The sequence below is a fragment of the Terrabacter sp. NPDC000476 genome, from assembly GCF_040300125.1.
In the GTDB taxonomy this organism is placed as follows: domain Bacteria; phylum Actinomycetota; class Actinomycetes; order Actinomycetales; family Dermatophilaceae; genus Terrabacter.
On sequence record NZ_JBEPDF010000001.1, the window covers coordinates 1 to 26,313 of the forward strand.

Here is a 26,313-nt window from a genome sequence, read left to right on the forward strand (position 1 = left end):
GCGCGGCCGTCGTCGCCGCCGCGGCCGCGGCCGGGTGGTGGCTCGGCGGCGCCTGGCACGTCGAGGGGCTCGCGGCCGCGGCGGTGCAGTGCGCCGCCGTCGCGCTGGGGGCCGTGCTCGTGCTCGCCGCGGTGACCCTGCTCGTCGACCGTTCGGTCGTGGCCCGACTGCGGCGTCCGGGCACCGGTCTCGCGGTGCCGGAGTCCGCGGAGGAGGGCACGGTGGGCGGACGGTGAGGGTGCTCATGGTGCTGGGGCGCGCCGCCGGAGGGGTCGGCGCGCACGTCGACGACCTGACGAGCCGGTTGCGGCTGCTCGGGCACGACGTCGACGTCGTCACCGCCGCCGAGACCGCCGACGCCTTCCGCGCGCTCGAGGCGCAGCGTCTCTGGCCGCTCCACCGGGGCGCGGCCGCCGTGCGCGGCCCCCTCGACTGGCACCGCGTCATGCGCCTCGCCGGCACCGTCGACGTCGTGCACGCCCACGGCCACCAGGCGGCCGTCGTGGCCGCGGTGGCGGTGGCGCGGGCCCGACCGCGACCCCGCCTCGTCGTCTCGCTGCACAACGACCTCGCGCCGGCCGGGGGGTCGCGGGCCCGCCGCGTCGCCACGGACCTCTTCGGCCGGCTGCTCCGGTGGTCGCTGCGCCGGGCCGCGCTCGTCACCGGGGCGAGCGACGACCTGGTGCGCCTCGCCGAGCGGCTCGGGGCCCGGAAGGCCGAGCTCGCGGCGGTGCCCGCCCCCCGGGTCGGAGAGCTGCTGCGCGCCGCGCCCCTCTCGACCGGAGGGCGCCGTGAGCTGCTCGCCTCCGCAGGCCTGCCGGCGGGGCTCGCCGAGCAGCCCGTCGTGCTCACCGTCTCGAGGATCGCGCCGCAGAAGGACCTCCCTACGCTCGTCGCGGCCGCCGAACGGTCACGCACGGCGGCCGTCTGGGTCGTCGTCGGCGACGGCGACGAGCGGCTGCGCGCGGCCCTCGTCGAGGAGGCGGACGGCATCCGGCCTCGGACCGGGGAGCGACGGGGCGCCGACGTGCGCCTCGTCGGCGCCCGGGACGACGTGGCCGCGTGGCTCCGGGCTGCCGACGTGTTCGTCGTCACGAGCCGGTGGGAGGCGCGGGCGCTCGTCGTGCAGGAGGCGATGGCGGCCGGCCTGCCGGTGGTCGTGACGCGGACCGGAGGCCTGCCGGGCCTCGTCGGTGACGCGGGTCGCCTTGTCGCGGTGGGCGACCCGGACGCCGTCGCCGAGGAGGTCGACAGCCTGCTCGCGGACGACGACGAGCGGGCCCGGCTCGGCGCCGCGGCCCGCGCCGCGGCCGCGTCGTGGGCCGGCCCGGACGACGAGGCGCGCCGGTGGGTCGGACGCTATCTCGACACCCTCCCGGGATGACGTAGAGTTAAAGCCCGTGGTGGAAACGACGAAGCACATCTTTGTGACCGGGGGCGTTGCCTCCTCGCTCGGCAAGGGGCTCACGGCCTCGAGCCTCGGACGACTTCTGCGATCGCGCGGCCTGCGGGTCACGATGCAGAAGCTCGACCCCTACATCAACGTCGACCCGGGGACGATGAACCCGTTCCAGCACGGCGAGGTCTTCGTGACCGACGACGGCGCGGAGACCGACCTCGACATCGGCCACTACGAGCGCTTCCTCGACGTCAACCTCGTCGGCAGCGCGAACGTGACGACCGGTCAGGTCTACAACAACGTCATCGCCCGGGAGCGGCGCGGGGAGTACCTCGGCGACACCGTCCAGGTCATCCCGCACATCACCAACGAGATCGTCTCGCGCATGCGGGCGCTCGCGACCGACGGCCCGGACGCCCCCGACGTCATCATCACCGAGATCGGCGGCACCGTCGGCGACATCGAGTCGCTGCCCTTCCTCGAGGCCGCCCGCCAGGTGCGCCACCTCATCGGCCGCGACAACAGCTTCTTCCTCCACGTCTCGCTCGTGCCGTACCTCGCGCCGAGCGGTGAGCTCAAGACGAAGCCCACGCAGCACTCCGTCGCGGCGCTGCGCCAGGTCGGCATCCAGCCCGACGGCCTCGTGCTGCGGGCCGACCGTGAGATCCCCGAGCCGATCAAGCGCAAGATCTCGCTCATGTGCGACGTCGAGGTCGACGCGGTCGCCGCGTGCGTCGACGCCCCGAGCATCTACGACATCCCCAAGGTGCTGCACCGCGAGCGCCTCGACGCCTACGTCATCCGCCGGCTCGGCCTCAACTTCCGCGACGTCGACTGGACGGAGTGGGACGAGCTGCTCCAGCGCGTGCACGACCCCGAGCACGAGGTCGAGATCGCCCTCGTCGGCAAGTACATCGACCTGCCCGACGCCTACCTGTCGGTGACCGAGGCGCTGCGCGCCGGCGGCTTCCACCACGACGCCCGCGTGCGCATCCGCTGGGTGGCGAGCGACGAGTGCCAGACCCCGGCCGGCGCCTCGCGCGCCCTCGGTGGCGTCGACGCCGTGCTCGTGCCCGGCGGCTTCGGCGTGCGCGGCATCGAGGGCAAGCTCGGCGCGCTGACGTGGGCCCGCGAGAAGCAGGTGCCGACGCTGGGCATCTGCCTCGGCCTGCAGTGCATGGTCATCGAGTACGCCCGCTCGGTGCTCGGCGTCGCCGACGCGAGCTCGACGGAGTTCGACGCGGACACCGAGCACCCCGTCATCGCCACGATGGAGGAGCAGAAGGCCTTCGTCGAGGGCGCCGGCGACCTCGGCGGCACCATGCGCCTCGGCGCCTACCCCGCCGCGCTCCGGGAGGGCAGCGTCGTGCGCGCCGCCTACGACGAGGCGCTCGTGCAGGAGCGCCACCGCCACCGCTACGAGGTCAACAACTCCTACCGCGACGACCTCGAGCAGGCCGGCCTCGTCTTCTCCGGCACCTCGCCCGACGGCACCCTCGTCGAGTTCGTCGAGCTGCCGCGCGAGGTGCACCCCTACTACGTCTCGACGCAGGCGCACCCGGAGTTCCTGTCGCGGCCGAACCGCGCGCACCCGCTCTTCGCCGGACTCGTGGGCGCCGCCCTCGAGCGCCAGCGCAGCGAGCGGCTCGTCGAGGTCGAGCGGCACCGGGCCGCCGTCGACGCCGGGGCCGAGGCGCGCGGCGCGGAGCGCGTGGACGAGGACGCCGAGGCCTACGCCACCGCGTCGGACGCCGGCTGAGGGCGGGGTGGGACTCCGCTCGCCGCTCGGCACCGGCGCCGACCTCGTCGAGGAGTGGGTGAGCGAGCCCGTCCTCGACGTCCAGACCCCGTTCCGGGGGCTCATCTTCGACGTGCGCCGTGACCGGGTCGACCTCGGCGCGGGCGGTGTCGTCACCCGTGACTTCGTGACGCACCCCGGTGCCGTCGCCGTCCTCGCCCTGCGCGAGGTCGACGGCGTCCCGCACGTGCTGATGATCCGGCAGTACCGCCACGCGAGCGCCGGCCACGTGTGGGAGCTGCCCGCGGGGCTGCTCGACGTCGACGGCGAGCCACCGTGGGAGGCCGCTGCCCGCGAGCTCGCCGAGGAGGTCGACCTGCTCGCGGGCGAGTGGCACGTGCTCGCCGACGACGTCACGTCGCCGGGGGCCTTCCCCGAGACGGTGCGCATCTTCCTCGCGCGGCAGCTGCGTGACGTGCCGCCCGAGGACGCGCACGAACGCACCGCCGAGGAGCTGACCCTGCGCCCGCTGTGGGTGCCCCTCGACGACGCGGTGGACGCGGCGCTCGCCGGGCGCATCAGCAACTCGGCCACCCTCGTGGGACTGCTCTCCGCCGGCCTCGCACGAGCGCGTGGCTGGTCGTCGCTGCGTCCGCGCGACGCCGCGTGGCCGGCCCGCGACGCGCAGCGCGCCCAGCGGTCGTGAGCGGCTCGGCGTTCGGCGCCGGCTCCGCCCTCTCCGGTGGGTCGTGCCCCTGCGGTTCGCAGCGCCCGTATGCCGGGTGCTGCGGCCCGCTGCTCGCGGCCGATCGTCAGGCGGTCACGGCCGAGGAGCTCATGCGCTCGCGCTACACGGCCTTCGCCCGTGGCGACGTCGGGCACCTCGTGCGCACGTGGCACCCGCGCACGCGACCGGACGACCTCGAGCTCGACCCGTCGACGCGGTGGACCGGGCTCACCGTGCTGCGCACGGAGCGGGGCGGGCCGCAGGACACCGACGGTGTCGTCGAGTTCGTCGCGCGCTGGCGCGAACCGTCAGCGCGGGGAGCCGTCCGGACGGGCGAGCTGCGCGAGGTGAGCCGGTTCACGCGGCGGGCGGGGCGCTGGGTCTACGTCGACGGCGACCAGGCCTGACCGTGGCGGCCGTCGACGTGGACCCAGAGCCCCGCGCGCTCGGCCTGGCCGGCGCAGCACGGCCACCGCGACACCCGCGAGCAGCAGGACGCCGCCGACGAGCTCGAGCAGGTTCGGACGCTCCCCGAAGGCCACGGCCGCCGAGGCCATGCCGAACACCGGCACGAGCATGGCGAAGGGCGTGACCGCGGCGACCGGGTGGCGGCTGAGCAGGGTGTTCCAGATGCCGTAGCCGACGAGCGAGGAGAGGTAGGCGGTGTAGGCCGTGGACAGCACCGCCGACCACTGCACGTGGGCGAGGGCCGCCGCGACGGCGGCCGGTCCCTCGACGAGGAACGAGAGGGCGAGGGCCGGGAGGGGCACGACGAGTCCCGACCACACGGTCACGCCGAGACCCGCCCCCGGGCCCGTCAGCGCACCGGCGCGTCGGGTGAGCACGTTGCCGACGGCCCACGAGACCGCGGCCAGCACGAGGACCACGAGCGGCAGCAGGGGAGCGGACATCCCGCGGCCGGCCGCGATGGTGACGAGGCCCGCGCCGCCGAGCGCGACGCCGACGCGCTGCGCCGGCGTCGGCCGCTCACGCAGCCACCCGGCGGCGATGACGACGGTGAGCAGCACCTGGGCCTGCAGGACGAGGGACGACAGGCCCGGGGGCATGCCGAGGTGCAGCGCGAGGTAGAGCAGGGCGAACTGGCCGAGGCTCGTGAACAGGCCGATGAGGGCGAGGTCGCGCCACGGCAGGGCGGGGCGCCGGACGAGGAGGACGGCCGGCACGCAGACGACGACGAATCGCACGGCGAGGAACAGCAGGGGCGGCACGGTGTCGAGGCCGGTGCGGATGGCCACGAAGTTGGTGCCCCACACGACGGCGATGAGGACGGCGAGGGCGATGTCACGACGGCGCATGACGCCATGGTGGGCGTCGCCCACCGTTCACGCCCATCAAACATTCGCACCCTCGACTGTGTAGCATCGCTGCATGATCGATCCCGTGGCGCTCCGCTCGCTCGTCGCGGTCGAGGCGCACGGCTCGGTGGGGGCGGCCGCCGCGGCCCTCGACTACACGCCGAGCGCCGTGTCGCAGCAGATCAAGCGGCTCGAGTCCCAGACCGGGGTCCAGCTGCTCGAGCGCCACGGGCGCGGGGTGCTGCTCACCGAGGCCGGCCGCACCCTCACCGACTCGGCCCGCGACCTGCTCGCGCACCTCGAACGCCTCGAGTCCCGGCTGCACGACGCGAGCGGCGCGGCGGTCGGCACGGTGCGCCTCGCGACCTTTGCCACCGCCTACCGCGGCATCGTCGTCGGCGCCCTCGGCCGGCTTCGGACGGCGGCGCCGGAAGTCACGCTGCGCCCTGACGAGATCGACCCGTGGGACGCCGTCGACGCCGTGGCCTCGGGGTCCCACGACCTCGCGCTCGTGCACAACTGGGAGCCGCTGCCGCTCGCGATCCCCGACCACCTCGAGGTGCGTCACCTCGGGCGCGACCGTGCCGACGTGCTCGTGCACGCCGGCCACCGGCTCGCCGGCCGCACGAGCATCGGCGTGCACGACGTGCTCGACGAGTCCTGGGCCAGCGTCGCCCCGGGCTCGATCTGCCACCAGTGGCTCCTGAAGATGTATGCCGACGTCGGCCGCGCGCCCCGGATCGGTCACCTCGCGCTCGAGTTCGCCACCCACGTGGCGCTCGTCGACCGCGGCGAGGCGATCGCACTCGTGCCCAGGCTCGGTCGTGGGCCCCTGCCCGGGCGCGTCGTCGCCGTCCCCATCGTCGATCCCGTCTCGGAGCGAACCGTCAGCCTCGTCTGGCGACGGACGATGACGGAGAGCCCGGCGCTCGCGGCGTCAGTGGAAGCCCTTGCGGCAGAGGGCTCCCGCGAGCTGGTGACGGTCTAGCAGGCGCGGCTCGTCAGGACGACAAGCTGCTGCGTGGCGCGCGTCATCGCGACGTAGCGGTCGACGGCGCCCACGACCCCGGAGCCGAACGACCCGGGGTCGACGAGCACGACGAGGTCGAACTCGAGGCCCTTCGTCAGCTCCGGCGGCAGCGAGCGCACCCGGTCGGTCGTGGCGAACGCCGGCGCCCCCACGACGCACGCCACCCCCTCGGGGTGCGAGGCGACCCATCGCTCGACGACGGAGTGCAGGTCGTCCGCGTCGCCGTGGACGACGGGGTGCCCGCCCGCGCGGATCGAGGTGGGCACGTTCGCGTCGGGGAGCGCGGCGCGGATCACCGGCTCGGCCTCGACCATGACCTCCTCGGGTGTGCGGTAGTTGACGGTCAGCGTCGCGACCTCGACCCGGCCGAGGCCCACCCGCGCGAGCCGCTCCTCCCACGACTCGGTGAAGCCGCGCCGGGCCTGGGCCCGGTCGCCGACGACCGTCAGGCTGCGCGACGGGCACCGGGCCAGGACCATCTGCCACTCGGCGTCGGTCAGCTCCTGCGCCTCGTCGACGACGACGTGGGCGTAGGGACCGTCCAGTCGTGCACGCTCGCCCGTCCTGCCGTGAGGCTCGCCGATGTCGGGCGGCACGTCGTCGAGGGCCGACTGCAGGTCGGTGCCGCGCAGCATCGACATGAGGTGCATCTCGGAGTCGTCGGCGGCGACGAGGTGCTCGGCGACGGCGGCGCGCGCCGCGCGCTCGGCGGCCACGGCGCTCGCCTGCCGCCGACGGCGCCCGGCCGCGTCGGGGTCGCCGAGCCGGTGCCGGGCGGCGTCGAGCAGGGGCAGGTCCGAGACCGTCCACGCCGAGGGGTCCTCCCGCTGCAGCGCCCGCACCTGCTCGACGGAGAGCTCGGGGGCGCACCGCCTGAGGTAGGCCGGCACGGTCCAGAGGTCGCCGACGACGTCGGTGGCCTCGAGCATCGGCCACGCGCGGTGGAGCGTGCGGCGCAGGTCGGCGTCCCGCTCGAGCACGCGCCGCACCTGGTCGGCGTCGACCTCGGCGTCCACCTCGGCGTCGGCCTCGGCGTCGACCTCGTCACCGTCGCCACCGACCGGGCCGTGCCGCTCGACGAGGATCGTCAGCAGCTCGTCCCACACGGCCTCGCGGGCCTCGTTGTGCGGGGTACCGGGCGCGGGGGCCTCGAACGCCGTGGCCCAGTCGTCGGGGCCGACCCACAGCTCGGCCCACGGGGTCGTCACCGCCTGGCCCGTCGTCGGCGGCTCCTCGTAGAGCGCGACGGCAGGGTCCACGGCCCGCACGAGCGCGAGCGAGGCCTTGAGCCGGGCCACCTCCGGGTCGGCCTCCGGCGCCGCGTGGGCGCCCTCGGGCACGAGGTCGCGCAGCGTGCAGGTGGCCGCGCCCTCCTCGCCGAGGCTGGGCAGCACGTCGGAGACGTAGGCGAGGTAGGGCTCGTGCGGCCCGACGACGAGCACGCCGCCGCGGCGGTGCCCGAGGCGTGGGTCGGCGTGGAGCAGGTAGGCCGTCCGGTGGAGCGCGACGACCGTCTTGCCGGTTCCGGGTCCGCCGTCGACGACGAGCGCCCCGCGCGAGCCGGCGCGGATGACGGCGTCCTGGTCGGCCGCGATGGTGCCGAGCACGTCGCGCATGCGGTCGGACCGGTCGGCGCCGAGGCTCGCGATGAACGCGGACTCGTCGTCGAGCGCGGCGGCCGTGCCCGGGGCGGTGCGCCCGTCGGCGGTGAAGACCTCGTCCCAGTAGTCGCGCACCCGCCCGCCCGACCAGCGGTAGCGGCGCCGGCTGAGCAGGCCCATCGGGTCGGCGAGGGTCGCCCCGAAGAACGGAGCGGCCGCGGGGGAGCGCCAGTCGACGAGGAGGCGCCGGCCGTCCGCGTCGGTCAGGCCGAACCGGCCGACGTAGACCGGCTCGGGGTCGGCGGTCCCGACCATCCGGCCGAGGGTGAGGTCGAGGCCGAAGCGCTGCAGGGCCCGCAGGCGCGCGCTCAGCCGGTGCACCTGCTGGTCGCGCTCCAGCGCGGACTGTCCGTGGCCGGCCGGCGAGCGCCGCACGGCGTCGAGGCGTTCCGTCAGCTCGTCGACGGTGTGCGCCAGCGCCGCGGCGACGGCGGCGAAGTGCCGGGCGTCGGCGTCGACGAGCGCCGGGGAGCGCTTGTGGGCGAGGTGGTCGGGAAGGTCGAAGGCCTGCGTGGTCAGTGGTCTCACTCGTCCGCTCCGTCGGTGCGCGGGCCGCCGGTGGACGGCCACGGGCGTGGATTCTGCGCCCCGACGGGGGTCTTGCCGCAAGCCCCCTGCTGCGCTATACCTTGGGAAGGGAGGGGCGGCGCCCCTCCTCCTGCTGTGCCCGCGCCGCGCGGCGCTCCTGCTGCCGACGTGAGGGCTGGTCGAGGCGAAGGCGCCCCCGCAGCCGGCCGACCGGACGCTCCACGAGCACCCACGAGAGCCACGACACGACGATCGCCACGGCGACGAGCGCGAGGTTGCGCGCCGTGGTGTGCTCGCCGAGCAGTCGGCTGTTGATGAGCGTCTGGTGCCACAGGTAGAGGGCGTAGCTGATGGTGCCGAAGAAGACCATGACGCGGGAGCCCACGACGCGTGAGTGTCCCGAGACGGCGGCATACACGAGCCACACGCCGAGCAGCGCGAAGACCGCACCGAGAGGTCGGAAGAGTGCGTGGTCGACGTCGGGGGAGTGGCTCGGGAAGGCCGACACGGCCACCAGCACGACGAAGGGGACGAGCGGGCTCGTCGCCGGCAGCTGCCAGCCCTGCGCCCGCACGCCGGCGAGCGCGAAGGCGAGGGCCACGCCGAGCAGGAGGGCGAACGCGTTCGTCTCGGTCGAGATGTCGAGGCGCAGGGCGCTGCCCCGGGTCCACACCGAGTAGAACGTGGCGAGCCCCGCGAGGGCGAGCACGACCGCGAGCGCCCGCCGCCGCAGCCACGTCATGAGGGTGAGGAAGACCGCGGGCCACACGACGTAGAACTGCTCCTCGACGCTGAGCGACCACAGGTGGTTGAGCACCCCGAGGTCGGTGCCGGCGATCCGCACCCAGTTGCCGACGTAGAGCAGCGACGCGAGCGCGCCGACGGCATACGTCGACAGGCGCTCGTCGTTCGTGGCCGCGAGGAGCACGGGCGTCAGGGCCAGCAGGAGCACGAGGGCGGGCAGCAGCCGCAGGGCGCGCCGGCCCCAGAAGCGCCACAGGCTGAGCGCGCCCCACGTGTCCCACTCGCGCAGGAGCAGGCTCGTGATGAGGTAGCCGGAGAGGACGAAGAAGAGCGTCACGCCCGAGAGCCCGCCCCACCGCACCGGGAGGCCGACGTGCGCAGCGACGACGAGGAGGATCGCGAGACCTCGGACGCCGTCGAGGTCGCGGTTGCGGGAGTGCTGCACGGCGAAGAGCCTAGGCGCAGGCGGTCTAGGATTGGTCCCCGGTGCCCGCGGCCACAAGGCCGAGCGGGCGCCCGCTCTGCCCTGGCGGCCCCGTCGTCGCCCGCCCCCGTCCCTGGAAGGACCCTCCGTGCTCCGCACTCACGAGGCCGGCACTCTCCGTGCCGACCACGCAGGCCAGACCGTCACCCTCACCGGTTGGGTGGCGCGGCGTCGAGACCACGGCGGCGTCGCCTTCCTCGACCTGCGCGACGCCTCGGGCGTGGCCCAGGTCGTCGCCCGCGACGAGGTGCTCGCCGAGGGTGGGGCCCACGACGTGCGCAACGAGTACTGCGTCCGCGTCACCGGCGAGGTGCGCACGCGCCCCGAGGGCAACGCCAACCCCGATCTGCCGACCGGCGAGATCGAGGTCATCGTCAGCGAGCTCGAGGTGCTCAACCCGGCCGCCCCGCTGCCCTTCCAGATCGACGAGCGCGTCACGGTCGGCGAGGAGGCCCGCCTCAAGCACCGCTACCTCGACCTGCGCCGCCCCGGTGCGAGCTCGGCCGGTGCCGCGATCCGCCTGCGCTCCAAGGTCAACGCCGCCGCGCGTGCGGTGCTCGGGGAGCGCGACTTCGTCGAGATCGAGACCCCGACGCTGACCCGCTCGACGCCCGAGGGCGCCCGCGACTTCCTCGTGCCGGCCCGTCTCGCGCCCGGCTCGTGGTACGCCCTGCCGCAGAGCCCGCAGCTGTTCAAGCAGCTCCTCATGGTCGCCGGCATGGAGCGCTACTACCAGATCGCCCGCTGCTACCGCGACGAGGACTTCCGCGCCGACCGCCAGCCGGAGTTCACCCAGCTCGACATCGAGATGAGCTTCGTCGACCAGGACGACGTCATCGAGCTCGGTGAGTCGATCGTCTCGGCGCTGTGGCGCCTCATCGGCGTCGAGCTCGACGCGCCGTTCCAGCGGATGACCTACCACGACGCCATGGCGCGCTTCGGCTCCGACAAGCCCGACCTGCGCTTCGGCAACGAGCTCGTCGAGTGCACGGAGTACTTCGCCGACACGACCTTCCGCGTCTTCCAGTCCGACTACGTCGGCGCCGTCGTCATGCCCGGCGGCGCGAGCCAGCCGCGCAAGCAGCTCGACGCGTGGCAGGAGTGGGCCAAGCAGCGCGGTGCGCGCGGCCTCGCCTACGTCCTCGTCCAGGAGGACGGCGAGCTGGGCGGCCCCGTCGCCAAGAACCTCACGGACGCCGAGCGCGCGGGCCTCGCGGCCCACGTCGGCGCCCGGCCCGGCGACTGCATCTTCTTCGCGGCCGGCGCGGCCAAGCCCTCGCGCGCCCTCCTCGGCGCCGCCCGCCTCGAGATCGGCCGTCGCTGCGAGCTCATCGACGAGGACGCGTGGAGCTTCCTCTGGGTCGTCGACGCCCCGCTCTTCGAGCCGGCCGCCGACGCGGTCGCCTCGGGCGACGTCGCCGTCGGCGCGGGTGCGTGGACCGCGGTGCACCACGCCTTCACCTCGCCCAAGCCCGAGTTCCTCGACACCTTCGACACCGACCCCGGGCCGGCGCTCGCCTACGCCTACGACATCGTCTGCAACGGCAACGAGATCGGTGGCGGCTCGATCCGTATCCACCAGCGTGACGTGCAGGAGCGCGTCTTCACCGTCATGGGCCTGTCGGAGGAGGACGCGCAGGAGAAGTTCGGCTTCCTGCTCGACGCCTTCGCCTTCGGCGCCCCGCCGCACGGCGGCATCGCCTTCGGCTGGGACCGCATCGTCTCGCTCCTCGCGCGCACCGACTCGATCCGCGACGTCATCGCCTTCCCGAAGTCGGGCGGTGGCTACGACCCGCTGACCGCCGCTCCCGCGCCCATCACGCCCGCGCAGCGCAAGGAGGCCGGCGTCGACGCCAAGCCGGCCGACTCCGCGCCGGCCGCCCAGGGCGCCCCCGAGGTGAACCCGAAGCAGGGCTGAGCCCGGCGACGGTGGAGCCCTGCCGGCACCCGGTGCCGGCAGGGCTCCACCGATCCCGTGGTCGGCACGCCCGTCGCCCGCCGCCGGGGCACACTGTCCCGGTGACCTCGGTGGGACGACCAGCGCCGGACGACGTGCTCGTCCACCTCCGGCGTGCCCGCGACCTCGCCGACCGCGAGTACGCCGCGCCCCTCGACCTCGCCCGGCTGGCCGCGGCGGCGGGCCTGTCGAAGTTCCACTTCCTGCGGCTCTTCCGCACCACCTACGGCACCACGCCGGCCGAGTACGTCTCGAGACGCCGGATCGAGCGGGCCCAGGACCTGCTGCGGGCCACGAACCTCACCGTGACCGAGGTGTGCCACGCGGTCGGCTTCTCGAGCCTCGGCTCCTTCAGCAGCCGGTTCCGCGCCGTCGTGGGCGAGAGCCCGAGCGACTTCCAGGCGCGGTACGCCGCCACCGGAGCGCCGCGCATCCCGGGCTGCGTCATGTTCATGTGGGGTCTGGCCGAGAGCTCCGCAACCCGGGAGAAGCACGACGGCCCGCCGCCGTCCTAGCGTGGCCGCATGATCACCAACATCTCCATCGTCAGCGTCTTCGTGAAGGACGTCGACGAGAGCAAGCGCTTCTACGTCGACGTCCTCGGGTTCGAGGAGAAGGACGACATCACCCTCGACGGCGGCTACCGCTGGTGCACCGTCACGCACCCCAACCAGCCGGAGCTGCAGGTCAGCCTGGCGATCCCCGGCCCGCCCTTCCCGGACGACCTCGTCACGGCGATGAGGCGGGCGCTCGACGCGGGCGGCCTCAACGGCCTCGGCCTCTCCGTCGACGACTGCGAGCAGACGTATGCCGAGCTGAGCGCCAAGGGGGTCGAGTTCCTCCAGCCCCCGTCGGCGCGGCCCTACGGCACCGAGGCCGTGTGCCGCGACAACTCGGGCAACTGGATCGTCCTCGTGCAGGAAGCCGATCGCAAGGTCGTCGCCGCCGACTTCGCCTGACGTGCCGTCGGGTCCAGCCGCCGGTCGCGCCGCCGGTCAGGGGTCGACGAGGACCGGGCGGCTCGACCAGGCACACGTGCGGTCGTAGCCGAGCGAGAGGTAGAGCGCGCGGGCGACCGTGTTGTGCGAGTACATCCCGAGGGTGCACACGCCGGCCTCCTGCACCGCGCGGCGGGTCACCGCACCGACGATGGTGCGCCCGAGCCCCTGCCCCCGCAGTCGGGTGTCGACGGCGACCGACGAGAGGTGCGGGGCGCCGGCGCGTGTCGTGCCCCAGGCGGCCACCGCCGCGAGGGCGCCGTCGGGCTGCTCGACCGCGAACCAGCGCTCGCCCCGGCCCGGCTCCGTGTCGGCCGTGGGGGAGTGCGCCGCGAGGAAGGCGACGACCTCGTCGGCGCGCCCGACGTCGTCGAGGGCGACGACCCTGTCGTACGAGGGCAGCTCGTCGGGCGCGGTCGTCGTGTGGAACCACTCCCAGTCGCCGCCCTCGAGCACGCGGTAGCGCTCGCGCAGGCACGCCTCGAGGTGTTGCGGCACGCTGACCGAGAGTGCACGCCGCTCCGGCGCGACGGATGCCGCGATGGCGGGGAGGTGGTCGAGCAGGGCGGCCACGCCCTGGTCGGGGCCGAGCACGCTGACGGTGCGGCGCACCTGCTTGCGGGTGCGCTGGAAGGCCACGGCCCCGGCTGCCGCCCACCACGTGTCGGCGAGGTCGGGGGTCACCTCCCACCGCACGAACGGATGCCGTCCGGTGGCCTCGAGCAGCGCCTCGAGGCCGTGGCCGGTGACGACCTCGGGCGACGTCGCGGTCACTCGGTGATCCCGAAGCGGTCGTGGAGGCGCCGCAGGGGCGTGGGCGCCCACCAGTTCCAGCGCCCCAGGAGGGTCATCGTGGCCGGCACGAGGAGCATCCGCACGAGGGTCGCGTCGATGACGACGGCCGCGACGAGGGCGACGCCCATCTGCTTGATGATGAGGATGTCACCGGCGACGAACCCGGCGAAGACGATGACGATGAGCAGCGCGGCCGACGTGATGATGCGGCCGGTCCGCTGCAGCCCCAACGAGACCGCGCGGTCGTTCTCCGCGCCGTGGCGGTGGAACTCGACGATGCGCGAGAGGAGGAAGACCTCGTAGTCCATGGAGAGCCCGAAGCCGAAGGCGAGCACGAGGAACGGCACCAGCGACTCGACCGCACCGACCGACGTGAAGCCGAGCAGCCCCTCGAGGTGGCCCTCCTGGAAGATCCACACGACGACGCCGAGGGCCGCGCCGAGCGAGATGACGTTGAGCAGCAGGGCCTTGAGGGGGATGACGAGCGAGCCGGTCATGAGGAAGAGCAGCACGAGCGTGCCGAGGACGACGAGGCCGACGGCATACGGCGCGCGGGCCGACATGGAGTCGAGGAAGTCGATCTGCCCGGCGGCCTGGCCCGTCGTCAGCGTCTCGAACGGCGCGCGCGCCGCACGCACCGTCGCCACGAGCTCCTGCGCCTCGTCGGAGGTCGGCCGCCCGGCGACGCGCAGGTCGACGCGCTGGTGGTCCTCGCCGAGGGGGCTCACGGTGACGCCCTCGACGCCGGGCTCGGCCGCGAACTGCGCGGCCCAGTCCTGCACCGCGGCGGTGTCGGACGACGCGGCGACGACGGTGACCTCGGGCGCCGACAGCGCCGGGTAGTCGCGGGCCAGCTGCTCGAAGAAGACACGCTGCTGGGCGTCCTTGGGGAGCAGCTCGGTGCCCGACGACGTCAGTCGCATCGACAGGGTGGGCAGCGCGAGGGCCACGAGGACGACGGTGACGCCGACGATGACGGCGACGGGCCGGCGCTGCACGCCGGCGGCGAGCCGGGAGAAGACCCCGACGTCGGACGTCGCCACCGTGGCCCGCCGGGCGAGGCGGCGGCCGCCGAGGACGCAGAGCGCCGGCACGAGGGTGATGGCCACGACCATGGCGACGAGCACGACGCTGACGCCGGCGACCCCGATGGCGCGCATGATCGAGGCCTCGAAGACGAGCAGGCCGGCGAGGGCGATGGCCACCGTCAGGCCGGAGAAGAGCACGGTGCGACCGGCCGTCGCGACGGTGCGCTCGGCGGCGTGCGCGATCTCCTCCCGCGTCGGCGTGCGGTGCGCCCGCTCGCCGAGCTCCTCGCGGAACCGGCTCACCGTCAGCAGGCCGTAGTCGATGGAGAGCCCGAGACCGAGCAGCGTGACGATGTTGACGACGGTCGCGTCGAGCTCGACCGCGTGCGAGAAGCCGAAGAGCGAGAGCAGGGCGCCGCCGATGGCCACGACGGCACCGACGACGGGCATACCCGCGGCGACGAAGCCGCCGAAGACGAGCACCATGACGAGGAAGGTCAGCGGCAGGGCGATGCCCTCGCCGCGGAGCAGGTCCCGCTCGACGGTGCTCGTGATCGCGGTGATGACCTTGCTCGTGCTGCCGATCGACCCCTGACCGTCGACAGCCGACGCCACCTCGAGCAGCGCCGCCTCCACCGCCTGCTCGGCGCGGTCCTGGTCCGGCTTCGACAGCCCGGCCTCGAAGTCGACGACGGTGACGAAACCACCGCGGGCGGGGGAGCCGCCGAGCAGGAGGGGTGCCACCGACGGGTCGGAGGGTCCGCCCGGTGCGAGGAGCGGCGAGCGCACCTCGTTCACCCCCGGCACCGCCGCCACCGCGCGGGCGGCGCGCTGCCCGGCCGCGACCGTGGCGGCATCGCCGAGGTCGGCGCCGGTCACCTGCAGGGTGAGCGTCTCGAGCGCCGGCTGGCTCTGCGCGATGACGTCCTGGGCCCGCGACGACTCGGACTCGACGGTGGGTGCCCCGGAGTGGAGGCGCTCGAAGAGCGACTCGCCGGTGACGCCGCCGACGGCGACGGCGAAGCAGGCGATCGTGGCGACCGCCCACGCGGCGACCCACGTGCGGGGGTGCCGGGCGATGAGCCCGCCCAGGCGGGCGAGACGGGTGCGCGGCGCCGGGCCGGCAGGAGAGGGGTGCTGCACGCGGATAGCCTTCCACAGTGACGACGAACAGCTCGGGGGACCTCTTCGGTGCGGCCGCGGCCGCCGACCGGGGCGAGGCCCCGGCGTCCGCCGGCGCCGCACCGCTCGCCGTGCGGATGCGCCCGCGCTCGCTCGAGGAGGTGCGCGGGCAGGCCAAGGTGCTGCGACCCGGCAGCCCGCTGCGCCGGCTCATCGAGGGCTCCGGTGGCGCGGCCGGGCCGCTCTCGGCGATCCTGTGGGGCCCGCCGGGCACCGGCAAGACGACGCTCGCCCACCTCGTGGCGACGGCCGCCGAGCGGCGCTTCGTCGAGCTGTCCGCGGTGACCGCGGGCGTCAAGGACGTCCGCTCGGTGATGGACGTCGCCGTGCGCGACCGCGACCTCTACGGCCGCCAGACCGTGCTCTTCCTCGACGAGATCCACCGCTTCACCAAGGCGCAGCAGGACGCCCTGCTGCCCGGCGTCGAGAACCGGACCGTCATCCTCGTCGCGGCCACGACGGAGAACCCGTCGTTCAGCATCATCGCGCCGCTGCTCTCGCGGTCGGTGCTCGTCACCCTCGAGTCGCTCTCCGACGCCGACGTCGCCGACCTGCTCGCAGCCGCGCTGACCGACGAACGGGGCTTCGACGGCGCCCACACCCTGGCCGACGACGCGAGCGAGCACCTCGTGCGGATCGCCGGGGGCGACGCGCGCCGGGCCCTGACCTCCCTCGAGGCCGCGGCCGGGGTGGCCCTCGACGCCGAGCCCGCCGGCCGCACCTCGGACGACCCCGTCGCGATCACCCTCGCGCACGTCGAGCAGGCCGTGGCCCAGGCCGCGGTCCGCTACGACCGGGCCGGCGACCAGCACTACGACGTCGCGAGCGCGCTCATCAAGTCGATGCGCGGCAGCGACGTCGACGCCGCCCTGCACTACCTCGCCCGGATGCTCGAGGCGGGGGAGGACCCGCGGTTCATCGCGCGGCGCATCGTCATCTCGGCGAGCGAGGACGTCGGGATGGGCGACCCGACGGCGCTGCAGACGGCGGTGGCCGCGATGCACGCCGTCGCGCAGATCGGCATGCCCGAGGCGCGGATCATCCTCGCCCAGGCCGTCGTGCACAACGCGCTCGCACCCAAGTCGAACGCGGCATACCTCGGCATCAACGAGGCGATCGCCGACGTGCGCGGCGGGCGCGGCGGTGTCGTGCCGGCGCACCTGCGCGGGAGCGGCTACGCCGGAGCCGAGCGCCTCGGCCACGGCAAGGGCTACGTCTACAGCCACGACGAGCCGGACGGCGTGGCCGCGCAGCAGTACCTGCCCGACGACCTGCACGACGCGATCAGCTACTACCGACCGACCGACCGGGGCTTCGAGGAGCGGCTCCGGACGCGCTGGGAGTGGCTCGCGGGACGTCTGGGACGCACGCGTCGGGACTGACGCGAGGGCGGCGCGCCGGGGACCGTTTCGGGGATTGTTTCGGGGCGGTCACGCTGGAGCGGACATCGTGCGGCGGGCCCCCGGGGCTCGGTAACGATTTGTCATCCATGCGCGTCTCGGTGCTTGGACAGCGCGAATCTGTGTGGCAGTGTGACGACGTCCCGACGGGGGTGGCACGCGATCTGTGCGGCCACGACGTCGGGGGCCCGCCAGAGCTCGTCGGGCCGATGAGATCCCCCCCAGGATGGAGACGACGCGTTGAACGCAATGCCGGAGCCCTCAGCAGGAACGCTGATCGAGGAATCCGAGGAGCAGGGTTCGACGAAGGCCCCCGAGCACCAGGAGAAGCGCACCGGTCGTTCTCCCGGTCAGGTGGCCTGGTCCCGGCTCAAGAAGGACAAGGTGGCGATCGTCTGCTTCGCCATCGTGCTCTTCTTCATCGTGGTGGCGATCTTCGCGCCGCTGCTCTACTCCCTCGAGTCGGTCGACCCGCTGACCGGGGTGAAGGCGGACCCGTACGCCACGCACACGCAGCTCATCGACTTCAACGGCCTGCCCGAGGTCGGTGCGAGCTCGGCCCACTGGCTCGGCGTCGAGCCGCGCCTCGGTCGTGACCTCTTCGCCCGCTGGGCGATCGGGGCGCGCCCGTCGCTCATCATCGGCTTCGTCGCCGCGGCGGCCTCGACGATCATCGGTGTGACGCTCGGCCTCATCGCCGGCTACCTCGGCGGCGTCGCCGACAAGGTCATCTCGTGGGTCATCGACTTCTTCCTCTCGCTGCCGATCCTGCTCCTCGTGCTCGCCATCGTGCCGATCATGCAGAAGAGCCTCGCCGGCAACGGAGACCTCACGGCCGACGAGATCTCGCAGATCCGCTTCGTCGTGCTCATCGTCATCCTCTTCGTCTTCGGCTGGATGGGCCTGGCCCGCCTCGTCCGAGGAGAGGTCAAGAGCCTGCGCGAGCGCGAGTTCGTCCAGGCCGCGCGCGCCATCGGCGTCCCGACCCGCCAGATCCTCTTCCGCGAGATCCTGCCGAACCTCGTCGGCCCGATCATCGTCTCGGCGTCGATCGCCGTGCCCGCCTACATCACGTACGAGGCGACGCTGAGCTACCTCGGCGCCGGTCTCGTCGAGCCGACCGCGTCGTGGGGCCGCACCATCGCCGACGCGCAGAACCTCTTCGCCACGTATCCGCTGTGGCTCTGGCCCTCGGTCATCGGCCTGTCGCTCCTCGTCCTCGCCCTGAGCCTGCTCGGCGACTCGATCCGCGACGCCTTCGACCCCACCAGCCGCCGCTAGCCCCACCCCGGCTTCGGCACACCGATGTTCCCGGCAAAGAGCCGGGACAAGCACAAGGGAGCAAACAACAATGCGCTGGACCAAAGTCCTGACCGTGGGAGCCGCGGCTTCCCTCGGCTTCGTCGCGGCCTGCGGCGCCCCGTCCGCCAACAACGGTGGGGCCGGCAACGGCACCAACGGTGGCAACGCGCCTGTCGACCAGGCCGGCGCCGCCCTCGACCCGAACGCCAAGGGCCCCGCCCCGGAGATCCAGGGCGCCAAGCGCGGCGGCATCCTCACGGTGCCCTACGCCTCGGTCCCGGCCAACTTCGACCCGAGCGACCAGTTCTACCAGGACACGGCCGTCATCTTCTCGCTCACCCACCGCGCCCTGACGACCTACGTCAGCCGCGAGGGCAAGCAGGTGCTCGTTCCGGACCTCGCCACCGACCTCGGCAAGCAGTCCGAGGACGGCCTGACGTGGACCTTCACGCTCAAGGACGGCATCAAGTACGAGGACGGCAGCCCCGTCAAGGCCCAGGACATCGTCTTCGCGGCCAAGCGCTCGTTCGACCCCGACCTCGCGGCGAACGGCCCCACGTACCAGCGCGAGTTCTTCAAGGGCGGCGCGGACTACCAGGGCCCCTACAAGGGTGACAAGAACTGGAAGGGCGTCGAGGCCACCGACGACAAGACGATCGTCTTCCACCTCGAGAAGCGCTTCGAGACGCTGCCCTACTTCGTCTCCTTCAACCAGTTCACGCCGATCCCCGAGGCGAAGGACAAGAAGGCCGACTACCAGCTGCACCCGCTCGCCACCGGCCCGTACATGTTCGACAAGTACACGCCCGGCACCGAGCTCATCCTCAAGCGCAACCCCAACTGGGACAAGAACACCGACCCGGCGCGTCACGACTACCCGGACGGCTTCCACTTCAAGTGGGGCGTCGACACCATCAAGACGCAGACCGCCATCCTCGCCTCCAACGGCGACGACGCGACGAGCCTCAACTGGGACCCGATCGACTCCTCGCTCATCCCGCAGATCGAGGGCGACAAGAAGGCGCAGTTCGCCGAGGGCCCGTCCTCGTGCGTGCTCATGGTCAACCTCGACGCCCGCAAGATCCCGCTGCCGATCCGCAAGGCGATCGCCGTGGCGTGGCCCTTCGACTCGATCCACAAGGCCGGCGGTGAGACGACGCACTCGTTCTCGCCCGCCAGCACGATCATCCCGCCGCAGATCCCGGGCCACCTCGACTACACGGCCGAGGCCGCCCCGGGCTTCAAGATGAACGGCCAGGGCGACGGCAACGCCGACGAGGCCAAGAAGATGCTCGCCGCCGCCGGTTACGGCGCCGACAAGCCCTTCGAGCTCATCTACTACTACACGAACGACGACGACACCGCCCAGAAGGTGAACCAGGTCCGCAAGCAGGCGCTGCAGAAGGCCGGCTTCAAGGTCACCGACATCGGCGTGCCGAACGCCGAGCGTCGCAAGCTCGTCGGCGACCCGAAGGGCAAGTACAACATGCTCCAGTCGCCGCGCGGCTGGTGCTTCGACTGGCCGTCCGCCGACTCGATCATCCCGCCCACCTTCGGCACGATCGCCCTCTCGCAGGGTGGCACGACGTTCGGCAACTTCTCCGACGCCAAGATCGACGCCGAGATCAAGCGCATCCAGCAGCTCTCGATCACGGAGCAGGGCCCGGAGTGGGGCAAGATGGACAAGTGGCTGACGGAGACGTACCTGCTCGCCATCCCGGACAACAACGACAAGGGCAACTCGGTCTTCGGCACGAAGGTCAAGAACGTCGTCAACAACCCGAACAAGGGCATGCCGGACCTCAACGACGTGTGGCTCGACCAGTAAGTCATCAGTGACAGCACCCCCTCGGGGGAGCAGGATCTGACTTGATAGCCGTGGTGGGGGCCCGGGACATCCCGGGTCCCCACCACCGGCGCCCACCTCGTTTGGAAGGCAAACCGTGCTCACGTACATCCTCAGGCGGCTGGCGCTCGCCCTGAGCGTCATCCTGGCCACGCTGGTGTCGACGTTCCTCATCTTCTTCGCCGGACCGTCCGACCCCGCCCGCGCCATGTGCCCCGAGACCCGGTGCAACGCGCAGCGCCTCGAGGCGATCACCAAGAGCCTCGGGCTCGACAAGCCGCTCGGCGCGCAGTTCCTCGACTACTTCAAGGGCCTGTTCGTCGGTCGCGACTTCCTCTACGCCGGCGACACCGTGCACTGCGGCGCTCCCTGCCTGGGCTTCTCGTTCGTGACGCGTCGCTCGGTCAACGACGAGCTCTTCTCCCGCTTCCCGAACACCGTCGTGCTGGCCCTGATGGCCGCCGTCGTGTTCGTGACCATCGGCGTCGCGGTCGGCATCTTCGCCGCCGTGCGCCGCGGCACCGCCCTCGACCGCACCGTCGTCGGTGCCTCGCAGGTGCTCGGCGCCATCCCGTACTACGTGCTCGCGCTGCTCGTCGCGCTCTACCCCGTGATCCTCTGGAACATCCTGCCGCAGTACTCGTCCCTGTCCTCAGGGGTCGGGCCGTACTTCCTCGGCATGCTGGCACCGGCGTTGATCCTCGGTTTCGTGACGTCCGCGTCCTACGTGCGCTACACCCGCAACTCGATGATCGAGACGCTGTCGATGGACTACATCCGCACCGCGCGCTCGAAGGGCATCAGCGAGCGGACCGTGCTCTTCCGGCACGGCTTCCGGGCCGCCATGAGCCCGATCGCGACGATCCTCGGACTCGACATCGCGGCCCTGCTGACGGGCACGCTCATCACCGAGCAGATCTTCGGCGTCGACGGCATCGGCCGTCGCGGCCTCGCGGCGCTCAAGGCGCAGGACCTGCCCGTCATCATGGGCACCGTGCTCATCGGAGCCGTGGTCGTCGTCATCATGAACCTCGTGGTCGACATCATGTACTCCTTCATCGACCCGCGAGTGAGGCTCTCGTGACCGCGACCGCAGACACCATCTCCACCCAGGGCGACGAGGCGCGCAACGCCGGCGACGTCGTGCTGGAGGTCACCGACCTGTCGGTGGCGTTCCCGACGGAGGAGGGCCTGGTCAAGGCCGTCTCCAACCTCAACTACAAGGCGCGGCTCGGGCGCACGCTCGCCATCGTCGGCGAGTCCGGCTCGGGCAAGTCGGTCAGCAGCATGGCCGTGCTCGGCCTGCACAACCCGAAGCGCACGCAGATCACGGGCAGCATCAAGCTCGACGGCCTCGAGCTCGTCGGCGCGCCGGCCTCGACCTTCCAGAAGGTGCGCAGCACCAAGGCGGCGATGGTCTTCCAGGACCCGCAGAGCTCGCTGCACCCGTTCCACAAGGTCGGCAAGCAGATCGCCGAGGCCTACCGCGCGCACCACCGGGTGAGCAAGCAGGTCGCCCTCAAGCGGGCCGTGGAGATGCTCGACCTCGTCGGCATCCCCAACCCGCAGCGCCGCGCCAACCAGTACCCGCACGAGTTCTCGGGCGGCATGCGCCAGCGCGCGATGATCGCCCTCGGCCTCGTCAACGACCCGAAGCTGCTCATCGCCGACGAGCCGACGACGGCCCTCGACGTGACGGTGCAGGCGCAGATCCTCGACCTCGTCAACGACCTCCAGAAGGAGTTCGGCTCGGCGGTCATCCTCATCACGCACGACCTCGCGGTCGTCGCCGAGACGGCCGACGACATCCTCGTGATGTATGCCGGTCGTGGCGTCGAGAAGGGCTACGCCAAGGAGGTGCTGGCGGCGCCGTCGCACCCCTACACCCACGGGCTGCTCCAGTCGCTGCCCTCGACGTCCGAGGACCTCGAGGAGCTGCGCGCCATCAAGGGCGCGCCGCCCAGCCTGCTCAACCTGCCGTCCGGCTGCTCGTTCCACCCGCGCTGCGAGTTCAAGTCGCAGGTCGAGGGTGACGCGTGCTGGACGCAGCTGCCCGAGTGGCGCCCGACGCCGGGCCTGCTCAACCGCGAGATCCGCTGCCACCTGGCCGATCCCGTCGCCACCCTGAACGAGGACGAGGGAGCCCGATGAGCGACCAGACGCTGCTCAAGGTCACGGACCTCCAGCGCCACTTCCCCTTCCGCGAGGTCCAGGGCCTCCGGATGGTGCGGGCCGACGTCAAGGCCGTCGACGGCGTGAGCTTCACCGTCAAGCAGGGCCAGACCCTCGGCCTCGTCGGCGAGTCCGGCTGCGGCAAGTCGACGACCTCGCGGCTCGTGACCCGTCTCGACGAGCCCACCGGTGGCTCCATCGAGTTCGAGGGGCGTGACATCACGCACCTCAAGGAGAGCGACCTGCGCGGCATCCGCCGCGACGTGCAGATGATCTTCCAGGACCCGTACTCCTCGCTCAACCCGAGGCACACGGTCGGCTCGATCCTCACCACGCCGCTGCGCGTGCACGGCCTGCACAAGGGCAAGGAGAAGGCCCGCGTCCAGGAGCTGCTCGAGCTCGTCGGCCTCAACCCCGAGCACATCAACCGCTACCCGTCCGAGTTCTCGGGCGGGCAGCGCCAGCGCATCGGGATCGCCCGGGCCCTCGCGGTGGAGCCGAAGCTCATCGTCGCCGACGAGCCCGTCTCGGCCCTCGACGTCTCGATCCAGGCGCAGGTGATGAACCTGCTCGCCAAGCTGCGCAACGAGCTCGACCTCGCCTTCATCTTCGTCGCCCACGACCTCGGCGTCGTGCGCCACTTCTGCGACCAGGTCGCGGTGATGTACCTCGGCAAGATCGTCGAGTACGGCGACAAGAAGAAGATCTACGAGGCCCCGGAGCACCCGTACACGCAGGCGCTGCTGTCGGCCGCGCCGGACATCAACGTCGCGCGCGGCATCGCCCCCAAGGAGCGGATCCGTCTCGTCGGCGACGTGCCCAGCCCGATCGACCCGCCGAGCGGTTGCCGCTTCCGCACGCGCTGCTGGAAGGCGCAGGACATCTGCGCCACCCAGGAGCCGCCGCTCACGTCGTCGACGTCCGACGCGGCGACGCGCACCCACCGCGAGGGCGGCGTGCACCTGCACGCGTGCCACTTCCCGGAGGTCAAGACCAACCTCGTCGCCGAGGTCGAGCACACCGCCTGACCCGCCGACCCCGTATGCCGCTGGGCCGGCTCCCGCACGAGGGAGCCGGCCCAGCGGCGTGCTGCGACGGCATACGTGGTGGGCCCGCGAGGGCCGGGTCCGTTAGGGTTGACTGACCTCGGCGCGACTGCGTGCGCCGACGAACGAAGGACGACGACCGTGGTTCGAACGGGACCCAGCGCGACCCGGCTCCTCGCCGTGGCGCGAGCGAGGCGAGCTCGCCGGGGGTCAGCCGCGCGCCCGTGACGCGCGCGCTGCCCCCGCCCCGCCTGCCACCTTCCCGACCACTGCAAGGACTTCACCATGGAAACCGCTGAGATCAGGCGTCGTTGGCTCTCCTACTTCGGCAGCCGCGGCCACACCGTCGTGCCGAGCGCGCCGCTCGTGCACGAGGACCCGAACCTGCTGTTCGTCAACGCCGGCATGGTCCCCTTCAAGCCGTACTTCCTCGGCCAGGAGACCCCGGCGTTCAGCCGCGCCACGAGCGTGCAGAAGTGCGTGCGCACCCTCGACATCGAGGAGGTGGGCAAGACGACCCGCCACGGCACGTTCTTCCAGATGAACGGCAACTTCAGCTTCGGCGACTACTTCAAGGAAGGCGCCATCGAGCTCGCGTGGGAGCTCATCACGCGCAGCCAGTCCGAGGGCGGCCTCGGCTTCGACGAGAAGGACCTCTACGCGTCCGTCTACCACGAGGACGACGAGGCGATCGCGCTCTGGAAGAAGGTCGCCGGCCTGTCCGACGACCGCATCGTGCGCCTCGGCCGCAAGGACAACTACTGGAACATGGGCGTCGCCGGTCCCGGTGGCCCCTGCTCCGAGATCCTGCTCGACCGCGGGCCCGAGTTCGGCGCCGACGGCGACTGGGAGGCGGGTGACCGCTACCTCGAGTTCTGGAACCTCGTCTTCATGCAGTACGAGCTCGAGAACGTGCGCTCCAAGGAGGTCTTCGACATCGTCGGGGACCTGCCCAAGCGCAACATCGACACCGGCATGGGCCTCGAGCGCGTCGCGTTCCTGCTCCAGGGCGTCGACAACATCTACGAGACCGACGAGGTCTTCCCCGTCATCGCGGCCGCGGAGGACCTGACCGGTCGCCGCTACGGCGCGAACCACGACGACGACGTGCGTTTCCGCGTCGTCGCCGACCACGTGCGCAGCTCGCTCATGCTCATCGGCGACGGCGTGACGCCCGGCAACGAGGGGCGTGGCTACGTGCTGCGTCGCCTGCTGCGCCGCGCCGTGCGTTCGATGCGCCTGCTCGGGGTCGACGTGCCGACGCTCGAGCACCTGCTGCCGGTCAGCATGGAGCGGATGAAGGCGTCCTACCCGGAGCTCGAGACCGACTTCCGCCGGATCAGCCAGGTCGCCTACGCGGAGGAGGAGGCGTTCCGCCACACCCTGAGCTCGGGCACGACGATCCTCGACACGGCGGTCGCCAAGGCGAAGGCGTCGGGCTCGACGAGCCTCGGCGGCGCGGAGGCGTTCGCGCTGCACGACACCTACGGCTTCCCCATCGACCTGACCCTCGAGATGGCCGCGGAGCAGGGGCTGCAGGTCGACGAGCCGGGCTTCCGCCGGCTCATGGGCGAGCAGCGCGACCGCGCCAAGGCCGACGCGCGGGCGAAGCGGTCGGCGCACGGCGACACGAGCGTCTACCGCCAGGTGAGCGACACCCTCGGCCGTGAGGTCGAGTTCACCGGCTACGACCAGACCGTCACGGACACCCGCGTGCGCGGGCTCATCCGCGACGGCCTCGTCGTCGACCGGGTCGGCCCGGGCGACGAGATCGAGCTCGTCCTCGACCGCACCCCGCTCTACGCGGAGTCGGGCGGCCAGCAGGCCGACCACGGCCGCATCCGTCTCGCGAACGGTGCGCTCGTCGAGGTCACGGACGTCCAGCGCCCCATCACCGGTCTCGTCGTGCACCGGGCCACCGTGCTCGACGGCGAGGTCGCCGTCGGCGAGGACGCGGAGGCGGAGGTCGACGTCGTGCGCCGCCGCTCCATCTCGCGCGCCCACACGGCGACGCACATGGTGCACCAGGCGCTGCGCGACGAGCTCGGCGACACGGCCACCCAGGCGGGCTCGGAGAACTCGCCCGGTCGCCTGCGCTTCGACTTCAAGTCGCTCCAGGCGGTGCCGACCTCGGCGATGGCCGAGATGGAGGCGCGGATCAACGCCGTGCTCCTCGACGACCTGCCCGTGACGGCCGACATCATGGCGCTCGACGCCGCGAAGAAGCTCGGTGCGATGGCGCTCTTCGGGGAGAAGTACGGCGACCGCGTGCGCGTCGTCTCCATCGGCGAGTGGTCGCGCGAGCTCTGCGTCGGCACGCACACGCCGCGCGTCGGCCAGATCGGCGTCGTCAAGCTGCTCGGCGAGAGCTCGATCGGCTCCGGTGTGCGCCGGGTCGAGGCGCTCGTCGGTGCGGACGCGTACTCGCACCTCGCGCGGGAGGCCTCGATCGTCAGCCAGCTGACCGACTCGCTCGGCGTGCGTCGCGACGAGCTGCCCGACCGCATCGCCACGATCGTCAGCCGGCTGCGCGACGCGGAGAAGGAGATCGCCGCCGTCCGCCAGAGCCAGGTGCTCGGCGCGGCCGCAGGCCTCGTCGCCTCCGCGCGCGACATCGGCGGGGTGACGTTCGTGAGCCACGACGCGGGCGAGGGCGTGACGGGTGACGACCTGCGCAAGCTCGTCACCGACGTGCGCGGCCGGCTCGGCAACGACCGTCCCGTCCTCGTCTCGATGGCCTCCGTCGCGAACGGTCGCCCGGTCGCCGTCGTCGCGACGAACGAACGGGCCCGCGAGATCGGCCTCAAGGCGGGCGCGTTCGTCAAGGTCGCGGCGCAGACCCTCGGCGGTGGTGGCGGCGGCAAGGACGACCTCGCGCAGGGTGGTGGCACGGACGCCTCGCTCGTGTCGGCCGCGCTCGGCGCGGTCGAGGACCAGCTGTCGCGGCGGGGCGCCTGACC

20 protein-coding genes and 1 pseudogene are annotated in these 26,313 nt (G+C 72.6%); 16 read left to right on the plus strand and 5 right to left on the minus strand.

What is annotated here, in order from left to right; all coding sequences use genetic code 11:
* From ABT295_RS00005 to ABT295_RS00025, 5 genes and pseudogenes are all read left to right on the plus strand, one after another.
* A pseudogene (locus tag ABT295_RS00005) lies at positions 1-236 on the plus strand (hypothetical protein); the annotation flags it as partial.
* Complete coding sequence (locus ABT295_RS00010; protein ID WP_352392386.1) at positions 233-1,384, plus strand: glycosyltransferase family 4 protein; 1,152 nt, start codon at positions 233-235, stop codon at positions 1,382-1,384. The pseudogene ABT295_RS00005 and the gene ABT295_RS00010, both read left to right, overlap by 4 nt.
* Before the next feature lie 16 nt (positions 1,385-1,400).
* Entirely contained in the window at positions 1,401-3,158 is a 1,758-nt protein-coding gene (pyrG, locus tag ABT295_RS00015) for a CTP synthase (RefSeq protein ID WP_352392387.1), read from the plus strand.
* Between the two features lie 7 nt (positions 3,159-3,165).
* Positions 3,166-3,843 carry an NUDIX domain-containing protein gene (locus ABT295_RS00020; protein ID WP_352392388.1) on the plus strand — a complete coding sequence of 226 codons (678 nt, stop codon included), beginning with the start codon at positions 3,166-3,168 and terminating at the stop codon, positions 3,841-3,843.
* A complete protein-coding gene (locus ABT295_RS00025) occupies positions 3,840-4,271 on the plus strand; it encodes a YchJ family protein (RefSeq protein WP_352392389.1) in 432 nt (143 codons plus the stop codon). The genes ABT295_RS00020 and ABT295_RS00025 overlap by 4 nt, the downstream gene beginning before the upstream one ends.
* Here ABT295_RS00025 and ABT295_RS00030 read toward each other — a convergent pair.
* Positions 4,173-5,180 (minus strand): EamA family transporter, encoded by a 1,008-nt coding sequence (locus tag ABT295_RS00030; RefSeq protein WP_352392390.1) that lies wholly within the window; start codon positions 5,178-5,180, stop codon positions 4,173-4,175. The genes ABT295_RS00025 and ABT295_RS00030 overlap by 99 nt on opposite strands.
* Positions 5,181-5,253: 73 nt before the next feature.
* On the opposite strand from ABT295_RS00030, the gene ABT295_RS00035 reads away from it, so the two are divergent.
* Positions 5,254-6,168, plus strand: a complete 915-nt coding sequence (locus ABT295_RS00035) for a LysR family transcriptional regulator (RefSeq protein WP_352392391.1) — start codon at positions 5,254-5,256, stop codon at positions 6,166-6,168.
* On the opposite strand, the gene helR is transcribed toward ABT295_RS00035, so the two are convergent.
* Both helR and ABT295_RS00045 read right to left on the minus strand, forming a co-directional pair.
* Positions 6,165-8,399 carry an RNA polymerase recycling motor ATPase HelR gene (helR, locus tag ABT295_RS00040; RefSeq protein ID WP_352392392.1) on the minus strand — a complete coding sequence of 745 codons (2,235 nt, stop codon included), beginning with the start codon at positions 8,397-8,399 and terminating at the stop codon, positions 6,165-6,167. The two genes, ABT295_RS00035 and helR, sit on opposite strands and share 4 nt — an antisense overlap.
* 94 nt (positions 8,400-8,493) lie before the next feature.
* On the minus strand, positions 8,494-9,588 hold the full coding sequence (locus ABT295_RS00045) for an acyltransferase family protein (protein ID WP_352392393.1): 1,095 nt from the start codon (positions 9,586-9,588) through the stop codon (positions 8,494-8,496).
* Between the two features lie 127 nt (positions 9,589-9,715).
* On the opposite strand from ABT295_RS00045, the gene aspS reads away from it, so the two are divergent.
* From aspS to ABT295_RS00060, 3 genes are all read left to right on the plus strand, one after another.
* Positions 9,716-11,545 (plus strand): aspartate--tRNA ligase, encoded by a 1,830-nt coding sequence (gene aspS, locus ABT295_RS00050; protein ID WP_352392394.1) that lies wholly within the window; start codon positions 9,716-9,718, stop codon positions 11,543-11,545.
* Positions 11,546-11,646: 101 nt separating this feature from the next.
* Positions 11,647-12,099, plus strand: coding sequence for a helix-turn-helix transcriptional regulator (locus tag ABT295_RS00055; RefSeq protein WP_352392395.1), 453 nt, complete (start codon positions 11,647-11,649; stop codon positions 12,097-12,099).
* 9 nt (positions 12,100-12,108) lie between these two features.
* The gene (locus ABT295_RS00060) at positions 12,109-12,543 is read left to right on the plus strand and encodes a VOC family protein (RefSeq protein ID WP_352392396.1); all 435 of its coding nucleotides are present in this window, start codon (positions 12,109-12,111) and stop codon (positions 12,541-12,543) included.
* A 36-nt stretch (positions 12,544-12,579) separates the two neighbouring features.
* Here ABT295_RS00060 and ABT295_RS00065 read toward each other — a convergent pair whose 3' ends face one another.
* Entirely contained in the window at positions 12,580-13,356 is a 777-nt protein-coding gene (locus ABT295_RS00065; protein ID WP_352392397.1) for a GNAT family N-acetyltransferase, read from the minus strand.
* Complete coding sequence (locus ABT295_RS00070) at positions 13,353-15,548, minus strand: MMPL family transporter (protein ID WP_352392398.1); 2,196 nt, start codon at positions 15,546-15,548, stop codon at positions 13,353-13,355. The genes ABT295_RS00065 and ABT295_RS00070 overlap by 4 nt, the downstream gene beginning before the upstream one ends.
* 17 nt (positions 15,549-15,565) lie before the next feature.
* Between ABT295_RS00070 and ABT295_RS00075 the strand changes: the two genes are divergently transcribed.
* The 7 genes from ABT295_RS00075 (at position 15,566) to alaS (ending at position 26,311) form a co-directional block, all read left to right on the plus strand.
* Positions 15,566-16,969 (plus strand): replication-associated recombination protein A, encoded by a 1,404-nt coding sequence (locus tag ABT295_RS00075; RefSeq protein WP_352392399.1) that lies wholly within the window; start codon positions 15,566-15,568, stop codon positions 16,967-16,969.
* A gap of 267 nt (positions 16,970-17,236) precedes the next feature.
* On the plus strand, positions 17,237-18,268 hold the full coding sequence (locus ABT295_RS00080) for an ABC transporter permease (protein WP_352394656.1): 1,032 nt from the start codon (positions 17,237-17,239) through the stop codon (positions 18,266-18,268).
* A gap of 94 nt (positions 18,269-18,362) precedes the next feature.
* Positions 18,363-20,117 (plus strand): ABC transporter substrate-binding protein, encoded by a 1,755-nt coding sequence (locus ABT295_RS00085; RefSeq protein ID WP_352392400.1) that lies wholly within the window; start codon positions 18,363-18,365, stop codon positions 20,115-20,117.
* 115 nt (positions 20,118-20,232) lie between these two features.
* Positions 20,233-21,219: an ABC transporter permease gene (locus ABT295_RS00090; RefSeq protein WP_352392401.1), complete on the plus strand. Its 987-nt coding sequence runs from the start codon at positions 20,233-20,235 to the stop codon at positions 21,217-21,219.
* A complete protein-coding gene (locus ABT295_RS00095) occupies positions 21,216-22,286 on the plus strand; it encodes an ABC transporter ATP-binding protein (RefSeq protein ID WP_352392402.1) in 1,071 nt (356 codons plus the stop codon). The genes ABT295_RS00090 and ABT295_RS00095 overlap by 4 nt, the downstream gene beginning before the upstream one ends.
* A complete protein-coding gene (locus ABT295_RS00100; protein WP_352392403.1) occupies positions 22,283-23,335 on the plus strand; it encodes an ABC transporter ATP-binding protein in 1,053 nt (350 codons plus the stop codon). The genes ABT295_RS00095 and ABT295_RS00100 overlap by 4 nt, the downstream gene beginning before the upstream one ends.
* 303 nt (positions 23,336-23,638) lie before the next feature.
* Positions 23,639-26,311, plus strand: a complete 2,673-nt coding sequence (gene alaS, locus ABT295_RS00105; RefSeq protein WP_352392404.1) for an alanine--tRNA ligase — start codon at positions 23,639-23,641, stop codon at positions 26,309-26,311.
* Positions 26,312-26,313: the final 2 nt, after the last annotated feature.